Source organism: Pseudomonas sp. S34, assembly GCF_009866745.1.
In the GTDB taxonomy this organism is placed as follows: domain Bacteria; phylum Pseudomonadota; class Gammaproteobacteria; order Pseudomonadales; family Pseudomonadaceae; genus Aquipseudomonas; species Aquipseudomonas jessenii.
This window is the reverse complement of sequence record NZ_CP019398.1, coordinates 690,896-711,166: the sequence shown is the minus strand read 5'-3', so window position 1 is coordinate 711,166 and position 20,271 is coordinate 690,896. Positions and strand designations below refer to the sequence as shown.

Annotated in this window: 18 protein-coding genes; 9 read left to right on the top strand and 9 right to left on the bottom strand. The window is 61.2% G+C overall.

Annotated features, from left to right (window positions below; translation table 11 throughout):
• Positions 1-34: 34 nt before the first annotated feature.
• Genes PspS34_RS03060 through PspS34_RS03050 form a run of 3 tightly spaced genes read right to left on the bottom strand, consistent with a single transcriptional unit; the run spans position 35 to position 1,707 of the window.
• Complete coding sequence (locus PspS34_RS03060) at positions 35-643, bottom strand: DUF4136 domain-containing protein (protein ID WP_057712147.1); 609 nt, start codon at positions 641-643, stop codon at positions 35-37.
• 12 nt (positions 644-655) lie between these two features.
• Positions 656-1,405, bottom strand: coding sequence for a methyltransferase domain-containing protein (locus PspS34_RS03055; protein WP_008053922.1), 750 nt, complete (start codon positions 1,403-1,405; stop codon positions 656-658).
• Positions 1,405-1,707: a MazG-like family protein gene (locus PspS34_RS03050; protein ID WP_154861078.1), complete on the bottom strand. Its 303-nt coding sequence runs from the start codon at positions 1,705-1,707 to the stop codon at positions 1,405-1,407. Before PspS34_RS03050 ends, PspS34_RS03055 begins: the two co-directional genes overlap by 1 nt.
• A 262-nt stretch (positions 1,708-1,969) precedes the next feature.
• Between PspS34_RS03050 and PspS34_RS03045 the strand changes: the two genes are divergently transcribed.
• A complete protein-coding gene (locus tag PspS34_RS03045; RefSeq protein WP_057712150.1) occupies positions 1,970-2,263 on the top strand; it encodes a hypothetical protein in 294 nt (97 codons plus the stop codon).
• A gap of 163 nt (positions 2,264-2,426) precedes the next feature.
• Positions 2,427-3,776, top strand: coding sequence for an MATE family efflux transporter (locus PspS34_RS03040; RefSeq protein ID WP_154861079.1), 1,350 nt, complete (start codon positions 2,427-2,429; stop codon positions 3,774-3,776).
• A 31-nt stretch (positions 3,777-3,807) separates the two neighbouring features.
• Here PspS34_RS03040 and PspS34_RS03035 read toward each other — a convergent pair whose 3' ends face one another.
• From PspS34_RS03035 to PspS34_RS03010, 6 genes are all read right to left on the bottom strand, one after another.
• A complete protein-coding gene (locus PspS34_RS03035) occupies positions 3,808-4,608 on the bottom strand; it encodes a DUF4123 domain-containing protein (RefSeq protein WP_154861080.1) in 801 nt (266 codons plus the stop codon).
• Positions 4,605-5,924, bottom strand: coding sequence for a contractile injection system protein, VgrG/Pvc8 family (locus tag PspS34_RS03030; protein ID WP_150813550.1), 1,320 nt, complete (start codon positions 5,922-5,924; stop codon positions 4,605-4,607). The genes PspS34_RS03035 and PspS34_RS03030 overlap by 4 nt, the downstream gene beginning before the upstream one ends.
• A 232-nt stretch (positions 5,925-6,156) precedes the next feature.
• On the bottom strand, positions 6,157-8,070 hold the full coding sequence (gene speA, locus PspS34_RS03025) for an arginine decarboxylase (protein WP_057712154.1): 1,914 nt from the start codon (positions 8,068-8,070) through the stop codon (positions 6,157-6,159).
• A 219-nt stretch (positions 8,071-8,289) separates the two neighbouring features.
• Positions 8,290-8,661 carry a translation initiation factor Sui1 gene (locus PspS34_RS03020; protein WP_057712155.1) on the bottom strand — a complete coding sequence of 124 codons (372 nt, stop codon included), beginning with the start codon at positions 8,659-8,661 and terminating at the stop codon, positions 8,290-8,292.
• A 296-nt stretch (positions 8,662-8,957) separates the two neighbouring features.
• The gene (locus tag PspS34_RS03015) at positions 8,958-9,515 is read right to left on the bottom strand and encodes an NUDIX hydrolase (protein ID WP_057712156.1); all 558 of its coding nucleotides are present in this window, start codon (positions 9,513-9,515) and stop codon (positions 8,958-8,960) included.
• 3 nt (positions 9,516-9,518) lie between these two features.
• Complete coding sequence (locus PspS34_RS03010) at positions 9,519-10,586, bottom strand: DUF2333 family protein (protein WP_150813551.1); 1,068 nt, start codon at positions 10,584-10,586, stop codon at positions 9,519-9,521.
• 486 nt (positions 10,587-11,072) lie between these two features.
• Here PspS34_RS03010 and gcbA point away from each other — a divergent pair, with 486 nt between their 5' ends.
• The 7 genes from gcbA to prmA all read left to right on the top strand — a co-directional run bounded on the left by gcbA (position 11,073) and on the right by prmA (position 20,264).
• The gene (gcbA, locus tag PspS34_RS03005) at positions 11,073-12,743 is read left to right on the top strand and encodes a diguanylate cyclase GcbA (RefSeq protein WP_057712158.1); all 1,671 of its coding nucleotides are present in this window, start codon (positions 11,073-11,075) and stop codon (positions 12,741-12,743) included.
• Between the two features lie 52 nt (positions 12,744-12,795).
• Complete coding sequence (locus PspS34_RS03000) at positions 12,796-14,742, top strand: methyl-accepting chemotaxis protein (protein ID WP_154861081.1); 1,947 nt, start codon at positions 12,796-12,798, stop codon at positions 14,740-14,742.
• Positions 14,743-14,933: 191 nt separating this feature from the next.
• Entirely contained in the window at positions 14,934-16,679 is a 1,746-nt protein-coding gene (locus PspS34_RS02995; protein ID WP_154861082.1) for a protein-disulfide reductase DsbD, read from the top strand.
• 132 nt (positions 16,680-16,811) lie between these two features.
• Positions 16,812-17,267, top strand: a complete 456-nt coding sequence (aroQ, locus tag PspS34_RS02990; RefSeq protein WP_007971361.1) for a type II 3-dehydroquinate dehydratase — start codon at positions 16,812-16,814, stop codon at positions 17,265-17,267.
• Between the two features lie 24 nt (positions 17,268-17,291).
• Positions 17,292-17,756 (top strand): acetyl-CoA carboxylase biotin carboxyl carrier protein, encoded by a 465-nt coding sequence (gene accB, locus PspS34_RS02985; protein ID WP_008053948.1) that lies wholly within the window; start codon positions 17,292-17,294, stop codon positions 17,754-17,756.
• Between the two features lie 17 nt (positions 17,757-17,773).
• Positions 17,774-19,132, top strand: coding sequence for an acetyl-CoA carboxylase biotin carboxylase subunit (gene accC / locus PspS34_RS02980; protein ID WP_154861083.1), 1,359 nt, complete (start codon positions 17,774-17,776; stop codon positions 19,130-19,132).
• A 253-nt stretch (positions 19,133-19,385) separates the two neighbouring features.
• On the top strand, positions 19,386-20,264 hold the full coding sequence (gene prmA / locus PspS34_RS02975) for a 50S ribosomal protein L11 methyltransferase (protein ID WP_008053952.1): 879 nt from the start codon (positions 19,386-19,388) through the stop codon (positions 20,262-20,264).
• Positions 20,265-20,271: the final 7 nt, after the last annotated feature.

Here is a 20,271-nt window from a genome sequence, read left to right as displayed (position 1 = left end):
ATGATCCTGCGGAATGCTTCTTATCTACAAGAAGCTAACTAGGAGGATACGCCGACATTGCCTTTTTCACAGCCTCCCGTATGGCATCGGCCCGCTCGCTTTCGCTGCCCCGGTTGCCGGTTTCAGCGCTGGAGCTCCACACCGGCTGGCCGCTCCTGGCGTCAAACATATCCACCTGAACCACCACGACTTGCTCCTGATAGGTACGAACGACAGGTACGGTGGCGTACCCGCCATATCCAGGGCCGTAGCCGTTGTAGCCACCATAACCGCCGCCGTAATAGTCGTCCTGTACCTGGCGCAAACGGGTTTCCAGGCGCAGGTCGGCGCTGACAAACAGGTCGGCCGGGCGATTGTCGTGCAATGGGCGCAAGCCGCGTTGATCCAGCGCATTGCTGACCGCTTCGGCGATCTGTGCCGAGTCGGCCCAGGCGGTGCCCGGTGGCAGATGCCCGTCGAGCCAGGCCCAACTGCGGTAGCGCCCATAGTCACGGGGGGCTGCCGGGTAAGCGCTGCGGTCAAAGGTGTTGGCGGCCTGGGGCGGCGCCGGTGGCAATGGGTTGGACGTGGCGACATAGGGGTTGCTGCCCTGACAGGCCGCCAGCCCCAGGCAGAACACCAGTACACCTGAATGACTTTTCATTGCGTGCTCCGATCAGACAGGCCGACAGATCCAGTGCAAGTAACGTCCAAGCCCGGCAAAGCTCGGATGACGACGGTGGGCCAGCTCCATTTCCAGCAGATCCGCCAGCTCGGCGCGGGCCTGGAATTCCACCGGCATGTAATCGTGGAAAACCCGCACGCCACTCATGGTTTCGACCTGCCACAGACCTTCAAGTTGCGCCGCCAGCTCACGCGGATCAAGGGGCTGTTGCGGGGTCAGGCTCTGCTTTTCGCCGGCCATGTCGTTCTTGCGCATCTTGCGGAAATGCCCCTTGAGCAAGTTGCGATATATCAGCGCGTCACGGTTGTAGAACGCCAGGGACAGCCAGCCGTCAGCCTTGGTCAGCTGATGCAGCACCGGCAGGATGGCGTGGGGTTCGGCCAGCCATTCCAGCACGGCGTGGCACAACACCAGGTCGTAGGGTTCGGTGAGTTGCCCGAGCAGCTCCTGCCAGGGTGCCTGAATGAACGTGGCGCTCTGCCCTGCTTCGGCAAAACGCTGGCGGGCGCCTTCGAGCATCGGCTCGGCAGGCTCGGCGAGGGTCACCTGATGGCCGCGCTGTGCCAGCCACAACGACATGTGGCCAAGCCCGGCGCCGATGTCCAGCACGCGCAGCGGCCGGTCGGGCAAGATTTCGGCCAGATCGGCCTGCAACACCGCCAGACGGATCGCGCCTTTGGCACCGCCGTAGATTTTTTCGGCGAAACGGGTCGCCAGTTGATCGAAATGACGGTCGCTCATCAGCTGAACCTCCGTTCGCTGTCCGCCAGTTTGCTGCGCACCACGGCGTCCATGTCCAGGCCCAGTTCGCCGCACAGCAGCAATAGATAAAGCACGATGTCACCGACTTCCTGCCCGGCGTGGGCGAGTTTGTCCGCCGGCAACTGGCGTGACTGGTCTTCGTTCAGCCACTGGAAAATTTCCACCAGCTCGGACATTTCCACGCTCGCGGCCATGGCCAGGTTTTTCGGGCTGTGAAATTGCCGCCAGTCATTGCGGTCACGGATGGCGTGCAGGCGTTCGGTCAGTTCAACAAGGTTCATCGGGCTCTCCTGAAGACGTATAGCTTCGGGGGGATCACAGGTGAAGGCAAGTGACAAAGTTGGAGCGGTTGGCATTGTTTTTCTGTGGGAGCGGGCTTGCTCGCGAAAGCTGACTGATAGTCAACATTGATGTTGAATGTCATGACGCCTTCGCGAGCAAGCCCGCTCCCACAGGTATTGTGCAACCCTCTATGCTTGTGGAAACTCGGCAGCATGATCGACAGCCCAAGACTCAATTCTCTTTAAACAGGACGTTCACTTCATGCAGGTAGAAGGTTTTTCCGAATGGCTCGGCCAGGTACTCGGCTCGATCATCCGCTTCATCGTTGATGGCCTAAGTGGTCTGTTCAATCTGTTGAGCAACGCCAGCAGCAATTTCATCGAAGGCCTGTCCCAGGCGCTGGGCATGGATACCTCGGTCATCAGCATCGTGACCTTGATCCTCGGCCTGATCCTGCTGTGGTCAGCGATCCGCGCCTTTCTCAATGCGTCGTTCATCATGGGTTTCATCTGGTTGGTGCTGGGGCTGTGGTTGCTCAGCTGGATCATCCACTGACCCCACACAAATCACTTTGGGAGCGGGCTTGCTCGCGAAGACGGCAGGTCAGTCGAGTCATTATTGACTGGACGACCGCTTTCGCGAGCAAGCCCGCTCCCACAATTGATCGCGGCTCGCCCTCGATGTGCCGCTACAATGCCCGCTCCTCCAAGGAGCCTGCATGTCCAACCTGACCGCCGACTGGCGCGACCGCTCTACCCATCGCCGGGTCTGGGCACTCGCCGCGCCGATGATTCTCTCGAACATTTCCGTACCGCTGGTGGCATTGGTCGACAGCACCGTCATCGGTCACCTGCCCCACGCCCATCAACTCGGCGCCGTCGCGGTCGGGGCCAGTCTGTACACCTTCCTTGCCTGGGCCATGGGCTTTCTGCGTATGGGCTCCACCGGGTTCGCCGCCCAGGCAGCGGGGCGTGGGGATGGTGCCGCCTTGCGGCAGATTCTGTTGCAGGGCCTGCTGCTCGCCATCGGCCTGGCCGTGGTCCTGGGTGCGGTGGGCGTGCCTTTGAGCGGGGTCGCGTTGCATTTCATGCAACCGTCGGCTGAGCTCGATCAGCTGACCCGCGAGTTCTTCCATACCCGCCTGTTCGGCCTGCCGGCGGCGCTCGCCAGTTATGCCCTGGTCGGCTGGTTCCTCGGCACCCAGAATGCCCGGGCACCCCTGGCGATTTTGCTGAGCACCAACCTGGTCAACATTGCCCTGAACCTGTGGTTCGTCCTCGGCCTGGAATGGGGCGTGGTCGGTGCTGCCCGGGCCTCGGTGATTGCCGAATGGACCGGCGCACTGATCGGTTTGCTGATGACCCGCAAAGCCCTGCGCGCCTACCCCGGGCATATCGTCTGGGCGGCATTGGCGCTGTGGCAGAGTTGGCGGCCATTGCTGGCGGTCAACCGCGATATCTTCATCCGCAGCCTGGCACTGCAATCGGTGTTCTTCCTGATCACGGTGCAAGGCGCACGGCTGGGCGACGCCACGGTCGCGGCCAACGCTCTCTTGCTCAATGGCCTGCTGCTGACCGCCCACGCCCTCGATGGCCTGGCCCACGCTGTCGAAGCCCTGTGCGGACATGCTCTTGGCGCCCGTAACCGCGATGCCCTGCGCCGTTCATTGGTGGTGGCCGGTGGCTGGTCGTTGCTCGCAAGCCTGGGCTTTGCCGCGCTGTTTCTGTTCGCCGGGCATCTGTTCATCGAGATGCAGACCGACATTCAAAGTGTGCGCGACACCGCGTTCATCTACCTGCCCTACCTCGCCGTACTGCCGCTGATTGCCGTCTGGAGTTACCTGCTCGACGGCCTGTTCATCGGCGCCACCCGCGCCCGGGAAATGCGCAACGGCATGCTGTTGACCGTGGCGCTGGTGCTGCCTTTCGGCTGGGCACTGCAAGGCGGGGGCAACCATGGCCTGTGGATAACCTTTCTGTTGTTCATGCTGCTGCGCAGCCTGACCCTTGGCATGATCGCCTGGCGCCTGCGCCGTAACGATGGCTGGTTCGCCGGCGGTATTCACTGATCGGGCGTGGCCCCGACAATCAATTTCGACCTCATGGCCAGGGTGGATCGTTCTGCCACAGGTTTCGCAGGTGATCGAGGCGTTCCTGTTGAGTTCCGCCCGGCAACGGCTGCACGGGCGCCGCGTCGGGATACTGCAGGCGTAGCCATATCCAGCCATCGAGCACCGGGCGCTCACTGAACCCCAGCGCGATCCCCTCCTGCACATGAGCCCACAGGCGGGGAAAATCGACACCGGTGGATCGGTTCCAGCGCCAGGCATGCTGCTCGAGCAGGCAGGTTTGCAATTTTCCCTGCTGCCCAACGCTGAGGCTTTCCTCGACTGCCAACGGGCTGACCGACAACCCCGGGTTGGACAAGCGCTGCCAGCCCTCACACCCCATCGCGCGGTCGGCCCAACTACCGCCGAACCAGCGTAACTGGTGGATAGGTCCTAGCCATCGACTCAGTTCAACCGCATCGCAGGCATCGAAAAAATAACTGGCCGTGGTTGGGTTGTAGTAACTCAAAAGGGCCCGGTGCAGGCCAAGCGTGACCGTGAGCATGCGCCGCAAATGCGCCAGCAACGACGAAGCGCCCGCCTCGCTGACCACCAGCAGTCCGGGCCAGCGTTTTCCGTCGACGATGCATAAATCGGCCAGTGCCGGGCAGGTGCGCAGATCGACCAGGACCGGCCCCTGTTCATGCAGTGCATGCCACTCCGTGCCTTCGAACAACCCGAACCATCGGGCCTGGGCAAACATTTGCCGAAGTGTGACACCCGCCTGCGGCGTGCCCGGCACATCCAGCAACAGCCACTGCGGGGGGGCCTCGGGCGTACGTGTGGCAATCATGCTCCAGAGCTCTGGCCAAGCTGCGTCGCCAGACGACAGGTGCACAAAGCCTGTGCGCAATGGTTGAAGCTGCCGCCACCGGGTAGCAGGCACAACATCAGCAATGGCTCCCCCGAGCGCAACCATTGCTCCAGGCCCTCATCATGGGTGCAGCCGGGCTGGGGGGTGTCGACGTCCGTCACCTCGACCGTTGCCGGCGCATGCAGCACCCCGGTTATCTGCGGTTGATCGGGATCGCCCTCGACAAAACCCACGACCAGCTCAGTCCCTTCCCGTATCGACGTGAACGTCGAGGCCTGCAACTGCCTGGCCAGGGGCAGCCAGCAATGACTGGGCGTCGCCCCTTCGCCCTGATAAAGCCAGTCGAATTGCACCGGTACCGGCCTTTGCGGGTCAGGGCTTGGCTCATCGACCTCGACAACCCACGCCCGTTGCGGGCCATGCATCCTTGGCTCGATCGTCACACAGGGCGGTTTGATGGGTGCCGGCCAGTGCAGGGCACGGGCCTGGTTGTGGTAAGGCGTCGTCGTATCCTGGCTGCCCCAATGCTCAACCCTGGTCAGCAGCCAGAGCCGATTGCAATCGGCAACCGGATGACCGGACAGTGGCATCAGTCGACCGCTGCGCAAGGTCGCCAGGTCCGTCCGGCATTCGGCGCACTGCACAGCCGTCCCACCGCTACGCCGACGTTCGAACTGCCGCACCGTCGGTCGATCGCCCTCGCTGCGCAATACCACAGGTTCGCCGGTTGGAAAATGCTGCCGGTCATCACCAAACACCACACAGTGCCCGCGGGCCCGGTGTTCGAAGTGGTAGTGAAGCCCCTCCTGGGCGCACAGTCGCTGGAGAAATTGCAGGTCTGACTCTCGATATTGTGTGCAAAAATCCCGGGGCGGGTATTGGCCACTTAGCTCCAGACGTCGATCCTTGCCGGTAATGCCGTGCTCCTTGAGGACCTGGTCGAGGATTTGCGGCACTGAACGGGCACTGAAGATTCGCTGGCTGAAGCGCTGGGCCAGGCAAGCCAGTTTTGGCCCCAGGCGCACCTGGCAGAGTCGGGGTCCGCTGGCGTGGTCACGCTGGACGAGCTCATGCAATTGTCCATGCACGTAGCTTCCGGCTGGTCCGAAATGCAACGAGGCAGGGCGATACAGCAAACTGGCAAGGTCAAGCACCGGGTCTTCGATCAGCAGTTCCAGGTCGAACACGAACGGCTCGCTGATGGCTTCTCTGCCGGTAAAGACCAGGACCTCTAAGGAATCGGGCAGACCTGCTACATCCAGACGAAATGACGGTTCGCTGACTGGATTGAACATCGGCGTTTCTCTACAGGAGGGGCGGCCGGGGATTCTCGCTGAGAGACATGGCCGAGTAGAGTGCCGAAATACAAATTAGGAAATAACCTACGCGAAAAGAAGACCAAATGCGTTGGGTCGTCGAAGATGCTGGAAATTTCGCTTGGAACAGGAGAATTGCCGCACCAGGTCATCTGAAATTTCCGCAGCGAACGGTAAATTTTCAGACGACCTGATGAGCGTGACGCTTACCTCAGGAAGACAGGTAAGACGAACGGGTCAGCCCCAGACGCAAGGCATCGAGGAACTGCGTGCGCTCGGTTGCGCTGATGCGGGCACTGGCGCACTTGTCGCGGTAGTGGGTCATCAGTTCTTCCGGCGACAAGTGCACGTAACGCAGCATGTCTTCGATGGTGTCGTGGGTTTCGATACCGGCGTGGTACACGCTGCCATCGGCGTTCTGGTAGATGTTCACCGAATCCGTGTCACCGAACAGGTTGTGCATGTCGCCAAGAATTTCCTGGTAGGCACCGACCAGGAACACACCCAGCAAGTAGTCCTCACCTTCTTTCAACGCGTGCACCGGCAAGCTGGTCTCGATGCTCTGCTCGTCGACGTACTGGTTGATCTTGCCGTCGGAGTCACAGGTCAGGTCTTGCAGTACCGCACGACGCAGCGGCTCTTCATCGAGACGGTGCAGCGGGATGATCGGCAGGACCTGGTCGATGGCCCAGGTGTCCGGCAGGCTCTGGAACACCGAGAAGTTGCAGATGTACTTGTCGGCCAGCTTGTCGTTGAGTTCGTCCAGCACCTGACGGTGGGAACGCTGGCGTGCCTTCAACGAGTTGTGCAGGCGACGGCACACGGCGAAGTAGCACTGCTCGGCCAGGGCTTTCTCGGCCAGGGTCAGCTTGCCGTCGGCGTACTGGGAGGCAACATCACTCATGTAGTGCGTGGCGCGCCAGTAGGTTTCGGTGACCATTTCGATGTCGGTCGGACCCAGCAGGTCCACCAGCCACTGCACGGTTTCCGGCAGCGCTTCCTTGTTCTCGATCTGCGGCACGTCGTCGTTGTGTTTCTCGACGTCGGTCACCTGGATCACCAGCATCGCGTGGTGCGCGGTCAGGGAACGGCCGCTTTCGGAGAAGATGTTCGGGTGCGGCAGGCTCTGCGCATCGCAGAATTCCTTGAGCATCCCGACCACGACACCAGCGTAGTCGTCCATGTCGTAGTTGATCGAACTGGCATTACGCGAGTGCGTGCCGTCGTAGTCCACGCCCAGGCCACCGCCGACGTCGATGTGATCCACCGGAAGGCCGAGGTTGCGCAATTCGCCGTAGTAACGGATCGCTTCCTTGAAACCGTGCTGGTAGTCCGCCAGGTTGGCGATCTGCGAGCCCATGTGGAAGTGCAGCAGGCGAATGCCCTGGTCCAGGCCCGCCGCGCGGAAACGCTCGACCACCGACAGCAGTTGCGCCGCCGACAGGCCGAACTTGGATTTTTCACCGCCGGTGTCCGCCCACTTGCTCGAGGCCAGGGACGACAGGCGCACGCGCAGGCCGACCTGAGGCTTGACCTTGAGCGAAGCCGCTTCTTCGATCACCAGGCCGACTTCGGATTCTTTCTCGATCACGATGAACACGTTGTGGCCGAGCTTCTGGCCCATCAGCGCCAGGCGAATGAACTCGCGGTCCTTGTAGCCGTTGCAGACGATGGTGCCGCCCTTCGGCGCCAGTGCCAGCACCGCCAGCAGTTCCGGCTTGGAGCCGGCTTCCAGGCCGATGGAAACGTTCTGGGTGGCGATGATGTTTTCGATCACCGCTTCCTGCTGGTTCACCTTGATCGGGTACAGCGCGGTGTACTTGCTCTGGTATTCCAGACGCTCGATGTTGGCGTCGAATGCGCCGGTCAGCTGACGCACGCGGTCTTGCAGGATGTCCGGGAAACGGACCAGCAATGGCAAGGACAGGCCGCTTTTGCGCAGCTGGTCGACTTGCTCGTACAGGTCGATAGGCGAGCTGCTCGGACCGTTCGGACGAACTTCGACGCGACCGGCGTCATTGATCGCGAAATACCCGGCCCCCCAATGGCGAATCCCGTAAACACTGCGGCTGTCCGCAACTGTCCATTGGCTGCCATCGTCTTTGCGTGTGCGTCGTACGGACATCGAAGTCCCCTATAAAGAAGTCATAGTGCGTCGCCTGGGTTCAGGCCGGCGCAGTCTAAAGAATGAAAATGACGGTTCGTCAACGAGGCAATAGACCCCGCCGACCGCAGTGAGTTTAGATACCGGTCATGAACAGGCTCTGTGAAAACCATGTAGACGATGCCGGACCTGAATGTCATCAGGACCGGATCAAGCCGAGGGTGGTTTTCACAGAGGCTGCTAGCCGCCGGACTTCTTCGCTTTGAAACCGAGCTTGATCAGTTCTGCCAAGAGTAGCTCGACATGATCGCCCTGGATTTCGATGACACCGTCTTTCAGCGCCCCACCGGTACCACAACGTTTCTTCAACGTCGTAGCCAGGTCCTTGAGCGCGTCTTCAGCCAACGGCACGCCGGTGATGGTGGTCACCGTCTTGCCGCCACGGCCCTTGCTTTCGCGACGCACGCGAGCGATGCCGTCGCCGGCCGGGATAACGGTCTGTCTGCAGATGCAGGCGTCCACCGGTTTACTGCATTCCGGGCAATGACGACCTGCGTCGGTGGAAAATACCAGGCCGCCCAAGGCGGCGAAGGATGCGGCTTTTTTGGCCACCGGCAATCCTCTTCGGAGGACAAAGACTGGTCGCAGCACTTGGGAAGGCTATCGACCGCGAAGCCCCACTCAGGCAGGGGCAGCGCTACTGAAACGGTACGACATTCATTTCACTGTAGGAGCGAGCTCGCTCGCGATGGACGTCAACGATGACGCGGGACGTCAGACAGCCCGTGTCGTTCTTGCGTTTTTCGCGAGCAGGCTCGCTCCTACAGGAAGCCATACCGCTTCAGTTTAAAAAGGTCGCGCAGTGTAACGGCAAAAACGCCGATTGCTAAGAGCCAATCGGCGCCAATTTATAGCTGTTTTGCGACGTCGATCCGGCGTGAGCGCAAATAGCGCTTCAATGCGGCCAGAGAGTCCGGGCAATAAGGCTTTTGCTCGATTTCCAGCATGACCTGATCGATAGGGATAAAGCGCGCTTCGAGCACCTCTTCCGGTTGCAGGATCAACGGGCCGTCCCACACCGCCGAGAACGCCGAACACCACAGGCGATTGCCGGTGTCCTCAAAGTAAAAGTGGTCATGGGCGGTCAGTTCCACGCCACTCACGCCCAGTTCTTCCTCCAGCTCCCTTGCCGCCGACTCGGCATAGGTTTCACTGGCGAGCACCATGCCCCCCGCCGCCACGTCCCAGAAACCGGGATAGATTGCCTTGCTCAGGGTGCGGCGATGCACGCACAGCTCGCCAGCGGAGTTGAACAACATAATGTAGGTGCCGCGCCCGATCAGCCCGCGCTCGCGCAAATCGGAACGGACCAGGGCGCCGAGCAGGTTGTCCTGCTCGTCAACCCAGGCGATCTGTTCGGCATCGGAAGCCGCACGGTGCGCGGCCTCCCTGGCATTATCGACCATGACTCAGCCCTGATTGAGCAGTTGACGCAAATCGATCACCGCCGCGTTGGCCCGGGAAATGTAGTTGGCCATGACCAGCGAGTGGTTGGCCAGTACGCCGAAGCCACTGCCGTTGAGGATCATCGGACTCCACACCGGCTCCTGCGACGCTTCCAGTTCACGAATGATCTGGCGCACGCTGACCGTGGCGTTCTTCTTGGCCAGCACATCGGCGAAGTCGACTTCAATGGCGCGCAGCAAATGCGAGAGAGCCCAGGCCTGGCCGCGAGCTTCGTAGAACACGTTGTCGATCTGCAGCCATGGGGTTTCGACGATTTCCTCATCGACTTGCGGCGCCACACCCGGCGTCACCACCTCGGTCTTCAGCGCAGTGTTGAGCTTGACCCGGCCCACACTGGCCGACAGTCGTTGCGACAGCGAACCCAGACGGGTGCCGACGTCACCCAGCCAGTTGTTCAGGTTGTCGGCACGGGCATAGAACAACGCGCTCTTCTGGTTAGGATCGGACAGGCGCGCCTGATAACGGCTCAGGGAATTGATGCCTTCCTGGTACTCGGACTCACTGGACGGCAGCACCCAGCTCTTGTTGTCGAAGTTGAAACGCGGCTCGGCCTTTGCCAGGTCGGCGTCTTCGGCGGACTGCGACTGCGAACGGGCGAAGTCTTTACGCAGTGCCCGGCTCAGGTCGCGGACCTGCACCAGCACGCCATATTCCCAGCTCGGCATGTTGTCCATCCACAGGCCTGGCGGGAATCGGTCGTTGGAAATATAGCCGCCCGGCTTGGTCAGCAAGGTGCCGGCTACGGTCTTGAGGGTTTCCACCGTGGTGTAGCCGACGACCATCTGCTTGCCTTCTTTCTCGGCCGCCAGTTGAGCGGTTTGCTGGACCGGGAACAGCGCCGGCTCCTGGCTCCAGTACCAGCCCAGGACACTCGCCACCAACAGGTAGATGCCCAGCAGAGTGGCCAGCGCCCGGCTGAACAACAGACCACCCAGATAACTGCGGGTCTCCGACTTCGGTTCAGCGGTACGTTCAGGCGCACTGTCTGTGCGGTTCTTCCAGTCCAGCATGGCGATATCCTTTCAAGCTCTTGAGTTCAACGGTTCGACCACAACCATACAACAACGTGCCTTGGCCCGGCACCCGCCATCGCACCGATGTGGAAAATTACCGGGCTTGCGGATCAAAAGAACGTCTGTGCACCCGACGACGCTGCGACCCTCAAAATCCCCCCTAATGGTTTGGATTGCCACCCTAAGGGAATCCCCGACCCTCTAAAGCCCAAAAAAACGGGCCGATCAGCACTGGCAAAAAAATCATGAATGGCCGGCGTTCCGTCACTCGTCCACTTCCACCCCACGCCCGCCAAGTGCCCTGATTCAGGTACTTCGCCCCTTAAAACCGCGACTTGAAAGGCTAGAACAAGACCGTCCAGTCACAAACTGAATAAAGACACATTGCAGATTATTGACGTACAGCACTCATGTAATGGAAAAGTGGTGCTAGCATAGAGCCACCACTCGACCTCAGTGTGCACCCTAACTAGTAGTCAGGATATGACCGAGCCAGAAGATCCCAGCCGCGAGCGCCTCAAGCACCACTTTGCCCAGCGGGTAATTCATCAGGCTCGTCAGATTCTTGAGATATGGCAGCGCCTGCAACGCAGTGAGTGGTCCACCGCCGACCTTTCTGAACTGAGCGAGGCCAATCTGCGCCTGCTGCGTTTCGCCGAGCGTTTCGAACAACCGGAACACTCGCAACTGGCACGCCACATCGGTCAGTCACTGGAGGCGGTCGACGCCAATCGCGGACGCCTGAGCAGTGGCCTGATCACCGATCTCAACCGCTTGATGCAGCGCCTGTCACGCACCGGCCTGCGCCATGGCGACCAACTCGATCAAACCTTCCTGCCGCCGCTGCGCAAGCCCATCTACGTGATGTTGCAGGATCACGACCGCGCCGAGCGCCTGGCCAAACAACTGGAATTCTTCGGCCTCAGCGCCCAGTCCCTGGACAGCGTAGACGCGTTTCGCTCATCGATGGTCGAGCGCATGCCGGCGGCGATTGTCATGGACGTGGACTTTAGTGGCACCGGTGTCGGCCTGAAACTGGCCGCCGAAGCCCAGGAAGGCCTCGATCATCAGCTGCCGCTGCTGTTCTTCAGCCTGCACGAAACCGACACCCCGACCCGCCTGGCCGCCGTGCGTGCCGGCGGCCAGGAATTCCTTACCGGCACCCTCGAAGCGTCGAGCCTGCTGGAGAAGATCGAAGTCCTGACCTGCGTTGCCCAGTACGAGCCTTATAAAGTGCTGATCATCGACGACTCCCGCGCCCAGGCCTTGCACACCGAGCGCCTGCTCAACAGCGCCGGGATCGTCACCCGCACGCTCATCGAGCCGATCCAGGCCATGGCCGAACTGGCGGACTTCCAGCCGGACCTGATCATCCTCGACATGTACATGCCGGCCTGCACCGGTACGGAACTGGCCAAGGTGATCCGCCATAACGATCGTTACGTCAGCGTGCCGATCATTTACCTGTCGGCCGAAGACGACCTGGACAAGCAGCTCGACGCCATGAGCGAGGGCGGCGACGACTTCCTGACCAAACCGATCAAGCCCCGGCACCTGATCACCACCGTGCGCAACCGCGCGGCCCGGGCACGCAACCTCAAGGCACGGATGGTCCGCGACAGTCTCACCGGGTTATACAACCACACGCATATCCTGCAATTGCTCGAAGACTGCTCGTTCCGCGCCCGCCGCGAAAGCAAGCCGCTGAGCTTTGCCATGCTCGACATTGACCACTTCAAACGGGTCAATGACAGCCACGGCCACCCCATGGGTGACCGGGTCATCAAGAGCCTGGCGCTGTTTCTCAAGCAACGCCTGCGCAAAACCGACTTCATCGGCCGCTACGGTGGCGAAGAGTTCGCCATCGTAATGCCGGATACCGATATCGAAGCGGCCTACAACGTGCTCGATGAAATCCGTCAGCGCTTTGCCGAGATTCACTACCCCGCGCAACCCGAGGATCTGTGGTGCACCTTCAGTGCCGGAGTGGTTGAGCTTTGCGAAAGCTCCGACAGCCTGATGATGGCCAACCAGGCGGACGAAGCGCTGTATCGCGCCAAACACGGCGGACGCAATCGCGTACAGGGCGCACGCACATCAAAGCAAAGTGCCACTTTTTTATCGGAATCGACCGATACGGTCATAACCCTGTAACAGAAACGCAATAACTTCAGGCACTTACCATTTCTGCCGTTGGTAGTCCGTAATGCGCCTGAAGCTGCTGACCAATCTCAATACCCTCCTTCTGGTGGCCGTGTGCGTGGCCCTCGGCGCTACGCTGTGGTGGTCGCAGAAAGCCCTGGAGCGTCCATATCTATTAATGGAGCGCTACCTGGGCCTGTCGCAGCAATTTCAGAATGACGTCGCCCGCAGCATTGAGGATTACCTGGGCAGCGGCGATGCGCTGCGCCTGAGCAGTGCCGCCCAAGGCATCGACAGCCTGCAAAAAGAACTCGGCGAATTGCCACCGGCCTTGGCCGAGGCGTTGCGCCCCAGCCTGTCGACCCTTGAAGAATTCAGCAAGACCGACCTGCTGGCCGCCGGCAAACTGGCAGGTGATCCGCAGGCCTTGCTGCTGCAGGCCGAGCGGGAACTGGGCGCCAGTCTCGATCAGCTTAGCCAGTACGCCAGCGGCAATGCGGCCTACCTCACGCCGCTGCTCACCGCATCGCAACACTTGGGAAAATTGTCCCTGACCCGGGACAAACTGGTCAGCAGCGGCCGCAGCGAGCTGGCCGCCGATGTCGAACGCGAAGTGGCCAACATCCGCATCCAGGCAGAGAAACTCGATGCCCTGCCATTGCTGGGCGTGACCACCAGCAGCGAGTCGAACACCGACGATTTCGCCTCGATGATGGGCCTTGAGAACACGGAAAAAACCGTCGCCGAAGATGCCGGCGTCGGCCTCAAGCGCGAGCTCAACAGCCTGCTCATCCGCTATCCGGCCGAGCTCTCGCGCACTCGCGATCAAATCCGCAAGCGCGCCGACCTCAGCGCGGCGACCCACCTGAAAATCGCCGACGTGCAACAGGCCATTGCCGGGATGGAACCGGTGGTGCGCGCCCAGCACGGGCAGATCCAGGGTGAAGTACGGCTGATGCAAGGCGTGATGATCGGCTTGATTCTGTTGATCGCATTGCTGATCGACACCCTGCAACGCAAACTCGCCCGGACCCTGACCAACCTCGCCCCGGCCCTCTCGACCTGGGCCGAAGGCGACTTCAGCCGCGACATTCAACTGGGCAACACCAACCGCGAATTGCATGACATTGAAGCCTCCCTCAACCGCTTGCGCGCTTATCTGGTGGACCTGGTGGGGACCATTCGCCGCAACGCCGAACAGGTGGCCGGCAGCAGCCGCACCCTGGCCGACCTGAGCAACGACCTGCATGACGGTGCCGAGCATCAGGCTGGCGACACGGCACTGATCCGCGACTCCCTCAGCGAACTGGAAGCGACCATTCAACAAGTCGCCGGCGACGCCAGCCAGGCCGCCGAAGCCAGCCGCCACGCCGGCCTGGCCGTGGAGCACGGACAGAAAGTCATCGGTCTGAGCCTCACCGGCCTGCATGCGCTGGTGGATGAAGTGCAAGGCAATGCGCAAATGATCGAACACCTGGCCGAAGAGTCGGCCACCATCGGCGGCGTGTTGACGGTGATCCGCTCGATTGCCGACCAGACCAACCTGCTGGCCTTGAACGCCGCCATCGAGGCGGCCCGGGCCGGGGAAATGGGCCGAGGCTTTGCGGTGGTGGCCGAAGAGGTGCGCTCACTGGCGCAACGTACCGCCGGGGCCACCGCAGAAATCCAGACGCTGATCGCAGGGCTGCAAACCGCCGCGCGACAATCGGTGGAGGGCATGCGCGCCCAGGTCGAACACGCCGAAGCCACGGCCAGCCAGGCCCAGGCCGCTGATGGCGCGCTGGATAAAATCGTCGGGGCGATCCAGACCATTTCCGACACGGCGGTACGCATCGCCGATGTCACCGCCCAGCAAAGCGGTGCTGTCAGCGAAATCCGTGACCACAGTGAGCGTATTCATCAGTTGGGAGGGGATAACCTGCTGCGTATCGGCGAAGGCCGTGAACAGGGAGAAAATCTTCTGGTGTTGGGTGGTCGATTGCATACAGCCGTGCAGGCCTTCCGCGTCTGATAGATTGCTTTCGCGAGCAAGCCCGCTCCCACATTGGTTCTGTTGTGTGCACATCATTTGTGAACACCAGAGATCAAATGTGGGAGCGGGCTTGCTCGCGAAGGCATCAGAACATTCACCACAAAGCTCCCCCGCTGCACACCCTGCAACTGTCCGCTATCATCCCCCCAATTCCGATACGCGAGATCGTCATGCGCCGCTTGCTCTGCCTGTTGTTTTTAGTGTTCGTCCTGCCGGCCAGCGCCACTGGTTTGCTGGAGAACCGACCCAGCTCAAGCCTGGGCTCGATCAACAACAGCGCCGACTTCCTGCCGGTGCGCGAAGCTTTCCAGCTGAGTCTGGTTGACAGCACGCCGCAATCGATCAAGTTGCGTTTCGTCGCCGCCGAAGGTTATTACCTCTACCGCCACCGCTTTCAATTTCGCGCCGATCCGGCCGATATCCTCCTCGGCGCGGCGAAACTGCCCAACGGCCAGAAAAAGCACGATGAATACTTCGGCGATGTCGAGGTCTACCACGGCATTCTCGACATCGAATTGCCGCGCACCGACCAACGCGCCTTCACCCTGGTCGTGACCTATCAGGGATGCGCTGACAAAGGCCTGTGCTATCCGCCGGAAACCGAGCGCCTGAGCATCGACGGCAGCGGCGCTCCGGCGACGGCTTATCAATGGAGCTGGCGCGAACTGGCGTTGTTTTTCCTCGCTGGCCTGGGCCTTACGTTCACGCCATGCGTGCTGCCTATGCTGCCGATCCTTTCCGGGGTGGTGCTGCGCGGTCAGGTCGGTGGCTGGCGTGGTTTCAATCTTTCACTGGCCTATGTGCTGCCGATGGCCGCCTGTTTTGCCCTGCTCGGCGCCCTGATGGGCCTGTTCGGCGCCCAGCTCAATCTACAGGCGCGGCTGCAATCGGCCTGGGTGCTGGTGCCGTTCGCGATGTTTTTTGCAGTGTTTGCCTTGGCGATGTTCGGCGTCTTCGAACTCAAGCTGCCGCATGCCATCAGCAGTCGCCTGGACCGCATCGCCGGCCGCACCGAAGGCGGATCACTGTGGGGCGCCGCGGTGTTGGGCGTGGTCTCCAGCTTGCTGGTTTCACCCTGCGTTTCGGCGCCATTGGCCGGGGCGCTGCTGTACATCAGCGCCAGTGGCGATGCGCTGGGCGGCGGCTTGAAACTGTTCGTGCTCGGCCTCGGCATGGGCGCGCCGCTGTTGCTGGTGGCCACCGGTGGCGCAGCCTGGCTGCCGAAGAGCGGTCCGTGGCTGGTCTACGTGAAAAACGCGATTGGTGTGTTGTTGCTCGGGTTGGCCGTTGGCCTGCTCGGCCGCGTCTTGCCGGGCCAGGTCACCTTGCTGCTGATCGGCTTGCTGGCCGGCGGTGTCGGCTTGTTCATGGGTGCGCTGGAGTTCGTCTATAAACCACCACGCAAACGCCTGGGGCAATTGTTCGGCATGTTCCTGCTGTTTTACGCACTGGCCTGCTGGTATGGCGCCTTCAGCGGCCAGACCGATCCGTTCAACCCGATCGGCCAGCCCCGTATCGCTGACAACAACGGACCCGCGCAAAACACCAGCACCTGGCAAACCGTCAGCACTTCCGCCGATCTGGACCGCGTGCTCGCTGAGGCCCGGTCGTCCGGCACACCGCTGCTGCTCGACTGGTACGCCGACTGGTGCATCAGCTGCAAGGTCATCGAGCGCGAGGTACTGGATGACCCTGTCGTCATCGAACGCCTCAAGGGTTACCGGCTGATCCGCTTCGACATCACCGCCAGCAACGCCGAGCAACGCGCCCTGCTCGATCGCTACCAGTTGTTCGGCCCCCCGGCCCTGATGTTTTTCGGCAAGGACGGTGTCGAACGCGCCGATGTGCGGGTGATCGGCGAGATCAACGCCAGGGACTTCGCCGAACGTGTAACCAGGGCGAATGACCAATTTTAATCAAGCAGTCATATATTTCGCGCAAACATCGGTCATCGTGCTGGCTATTGCAGAGAACTGGACAGTCACAAAGGCTTTGCGGCATAGTCGCCGGGTTCTGACAATTGCTCACAGATAACATAGGAACCGCCGATGGCGACGTTACTCGTTCTGCACGGACCCAACCTGAACCTGCTCGGCACTCGCGAACCGGGCACCTACGGCGCCACGACGCTGGCGCAGATCAACCAGGACCTGGAACGCCGTGCCCGCGAAGCCGGTCACCATTTGCTGCACCTGCAAAGCAACGCCGAGTACGAATTGATCGACCGCATCCACGCTGCCCGCAGTGAAGGCGTGGACTTCATTCTGATCAACCCAGCAGCTTTTACACATACAAGTGTCGCATTACGTGACGCGCTGCTGGCGGTGAGCATCCCATTCATCGAAGTGCATTTGTCTAACGTGCACAAACGCGAACCTTTCCGCCATCACTCTTACTTCTCCGACGTAGCGGTGGGAGTGATCTGCGGCCTTGGCGCCAGCGGTTATCGACTGGCCCTGGAGGCCGCCCTGGAACAGCTTGAACAACAAGTTAACCGCCCCTGACCGACCCTTGGGAGTTGATGATTCATGGATATCCGTAAAGTTAAGAAACTGATCGAATTGCTGGAAGAGTCCGGCATCGACGAGCTCGAGATCAAGGAAGGCGAAGAGTCCGTACGCATCAGCCGTCATAGCAAGACCCCGGCTCAGCAGTACTACGCGCCAGCTCCAATGCATGCTCCGGCTGCCGCGCCTGTTGCTGCCGCCGCTCCGGTTGCCGCTGCCGCACCTGCTGCCGCCGCCGCGCCAGCACTGAACGGCACCGTTGCCCGTTCGCCGATGGTCGGTACGTTCTATCGCAAGTCTTCGCCAACCTCGCCGTCCTTCGTAGAAGTCGGCCAGACCGTGAAGAAAGGCGACACCCTGTGCATCGTTGAAGCCATGAAGATGATGAACCACATCGAAGCTGAAACCAGCGGTGTGATCGAATCCATCCTCGTCGAAGACGGCCAGCCGGTTGAGTACGACCAACCGCTGTTCACCATCGTTTGAACCGCGGAGAGCCTTTGATGACTGCGAAGTTGGAAAAAGTTCTGATCGCCAACCGCGGTGAGATCGCCCTGCGGATCCTGCGCGCCTGCAAAGAGATGGGCATCAAGACCGTCGCCGTTTACTCCAAGGCTGACAAGGAACTGATGCACCTGGGCCTGGCAGACGAATCCGTCTGCATCGGTCCGGCATCGGCCGCCCACTCCTACCTGCACATTCCGGCAATCATTGCCGCGGCCGAAGTGACTGGCGCCACCGCCATTCACCCGGGCTACGGCTTCCTTGCGGAAAATGCCGACTTCGCCGAGCAGGTCGAGAAATCCGGCTTTGCGTTCATTGGCCCGAAAGCCGAAACCATTCGCCTGATGGGCGACAAGGTATCGGCCAAGCACGCCATGATCGCTGCCGGCGTACCGACTGTTCCGGGTTCTGACGGCCCGCTGCCGGAAGACGAAGAAACCGCTCTGCGCATTGGTCGCGAAGTCGGTTACCCGGTGATCATCAAGGCCGCTGGCGGCGGCGGTGGTCGCGGCATGCGCGTCGTGCACAAGGAAGAAGACCTGATTTCCTCGGCGAAACTGACCCGCTCCGAAGCAGGCGCGGCGTTTGGCAACCCGATGGTCTATCTGGAAAAATTCCTGACCAACCCACGTCACGTGGAAGTCCAGGTACTTTCCGATGGCCAGGGCCAGGCTATCCATCTGGGCGACCGCGACTGCTCGCTGCAACGTCGTCACCAGAAGGTTCTTGAAGAAGCGCCGGCACCGGGTATCGACGAAAACGCACGTGAGGAAGTACTCGCACGCTGCGTCAGGGCTTGCATCGATATCGGCTACCGTGGCGCAGGCACTTTCGAGTTCCTGTACGAAAACGGCCGCTTCTACTTCATCGAGATGAACACTCGTGTCCAGGTAGAGCACCCGGTTTCGGAAATGGTCACCGGCATCGACATCGTCAAGGAGATGCTCAGCATCGCCGCCGGCAACAAGCTGTCGTTCACCCAGGATGACGTGGTCATCCGCGGTCACGCGCTGGAATGCCGGATCAACGCCGAAGACCCGAAAACCTTCATGCCAAGCCCGGGCACAGTCAAGCATTTCCACGCTCCAGGCGGCAACGGCGTTCGCGTCGATTCGCACCTGTACAGTGGCTATGCGGTTCCGCCGAACTACGATTCGTTGATCGGCAAGCTGATCACCTACGGCGCAACCCGCGACGAAGCCATGGCGCGCATGCGCAATGCGCTGGACGAAATCGTGGTCGACGGGATCAAGACCAACATCCCGCTGCACCGCGACCTGACCCGCGATGAAGGCTTCTGCAAAGGGGGCGTGAACATTCACTACCTCGAGCACAAGCTGGCTGGCGAGAAGCACTAAGCTTCGACCCGATCAACAAAGCCGCCTTCGGGCGGCTTTGTTGTTTCTAAAGGTTTCACCCCCCCCTGTGGGAGCGGGCTTGCTCGCGAAGAGGGTGTGTCAGGCAAACATTTATTGACTGGCATACCGCTTTCGCGAGCAAGCCCGCTCCCACAGGCACAGTGGACTCCCACAAAAGCCCCGCGCTCGCGTAAACTTGCGCGCTTCTCGCAGCCCGCTAGGCTGCAATCAATATTTTTCAAAGGTGCCCGCCATGCCTTGGCTGCAAGTCCGTCTCGCCATCAGCCCAGAACAAGCCGAAACCTATGAAGACGCTTTCCTTGAAGTGGGCGCCGTGTCGGTGACCTTCATGGACGCCGAAGATCAGCCGATCTTCGAGCCGGAACTCAACACCACGCCGCTGTGGTCCCACACGCACCTGCTGGCCCTGTTCGAAGGCGGCACCGAGCCAGGCCCGGTATTGGCCCATCTGGAGCTGTTGACCGGCAGCCCGTTGCCCGAGCACCACAGCGAAGTGATCGAAGACCAGGACTGGGAACGCAGCTGGATGGACGGATTCCAGCCAATGCGTTTCGGCCAGCGCCTGTGGATCGTGCCGAGCTGGCACGCCGCACCGGAGCCTGATGCAGTGAATTTGCTGCTGGACCCGGGCCTGGCGTTCGGCACCGGCACCCACCCGACCACCGCACTGTGCCTGGAATGGCTCGACGGCCAGGACCTGAAAGGCTGCAACGTGCTGGACTTCGGCTGCGGCTCGGGGATTCTGGCGATTGCCGCCCTGCTGCTGGGCGCCAAGGAGGCCGTGGGTACCGACATCGACGTGCAGGCGCTGGAAGCGTCCCGCGACAACGCCGGGCGCAATAACATCGCTGATGAATTGTTCCCACTGTATCTGCCGGAAGATTTGCCACAGGTTCAGGCCGATGTGCTGGTGGCCAACATTCTCGCCGGCCCGCTGGTTTCCCTGGCGCCGCAGCTGTCGGGCCTGGTCAAGTCGGGCGGTCGCCTGGCGCTGTCGGGCATCCTCGCCGAACAGGGTGACGAAGTCGCTGCCGCCTACGCCAGGGACTTCGATCTGGACCCGATCGCCAATCGCGATGGCTGGGTGCGCATCACTGGCCGTCGGCGCTAGAATGATC

Coding starts and splice junctions, on each gene's coding strand:
- PspS34_RS03060 (WP_057712147.1), bottom strand. CDS start 643: ATGAAAAGTCATTCAGGTGTACTGGTGTTCTGCCTGGGGCTGGCGGCC.
- PspS34_RS03055 (WP_008053922.1), bottom strand. CDS start 1,405: ATGAGCGACCGTCATTTCGATCAACTGGCGACCCGTTTCGCCGAAAAA.
- PspS34_RS03050 (WP_154861078.1), bottom strand. CDS start 1,707: ATGAACCTTGTTGAACTGACCGAACGCCTGCACGCCATCCGTGACCGC.
- PspS34_RS03045 (WP_057712150.1), top strand. CDS start 1,970: ATGCAGGTAGAAGGTTTTTCCGAATGGCTCGGCCAGGTACTCGGCTCG.
- PspS34_RS03040 (WP_154861079.1), top strand. CDS start 2,427: ATGTCCAACCTGACCGCCGACTGGCGCGACCGCTCTACCCATCGCCGG.
- PspS34_RS03035 (WP_154861080.1), bottom strand. CDS start 4,608: ATGATTGCCACACGTACGCCCGAGGCCCCCCCGCAGTGGCTGTTGCTG.
- PspS34_RS03030 (WP_150813550.1), bottom strand. CDS start 5,924: ATGTTCAATCCAGTCAGCGAACCGTCATTTCGTCTGGATGTAGCAGGT.
- speA (WP_057712154.1), bottom strand. CDS start 8,070: ATGTCCGTACGACGCACACGCAAAGACGATGGCAGCCAATGGACAGTT.
- PspS34_RS03015 (WP_057712156.1), bottom strand. CDS start 9,515: ATGGTCGATAATGCCAGGGAGGCCGCGCACCGTGCGGCTTCCGATGCC.
- PspS34_RS03010 (WP_150813551.1), bottom strand. CDS start 10,586: ATGCTGGACTGGAAGAACCGCACAGACAGTGCGCCTGAACGTACCGCT.
- gcbA (WP_057712158.1), top strand. CDS start 11,073: ATGACCGAGCCAGAAGATCCCAGCCGCGAGCGCCTCAAGCACCACTTT.
- PspS34_RS03000 (WP_154861081.1), top strand. CDS start 12,796: ATGCGCCTGAAGCTGCTGACCAATCTCAATACCCTCCTTCTGGTGGCC.
- PspS34_RS02995 (WP_154861082.1), top strand. CDS start 14,934: ATGCGCCGCTTGCTCTGCCTGTTGTTTTTAGTGTTCGTCCTGCCGGCC.
- aroQ (WP_007971361.1), top strand. CDS start 16,812: ATGGCGACGTTACTCGTTCTGCACGGACCCAACCTGAACCTGCTCGGC.
- accB (WP_008053948.1), top strand. CDS start 17,292: ATGGATATCCGTAAAGTTAAGAAACTGATCGAATTGCTGGAAGAGTCC.
- accC (WP_154861083.1), top strand. CDS start 17,774: ATGACTGCGAAGTTGGAAAAAGTTCTGATCGCCAACCGCGGTGAGATC.
- prmA (WP_008053952.1), top strand. CDS start 19,386: ATGCCTTGGCTGCAAGTCCGTCTCGCCATCAGCCCAGAACAAGCCGAA.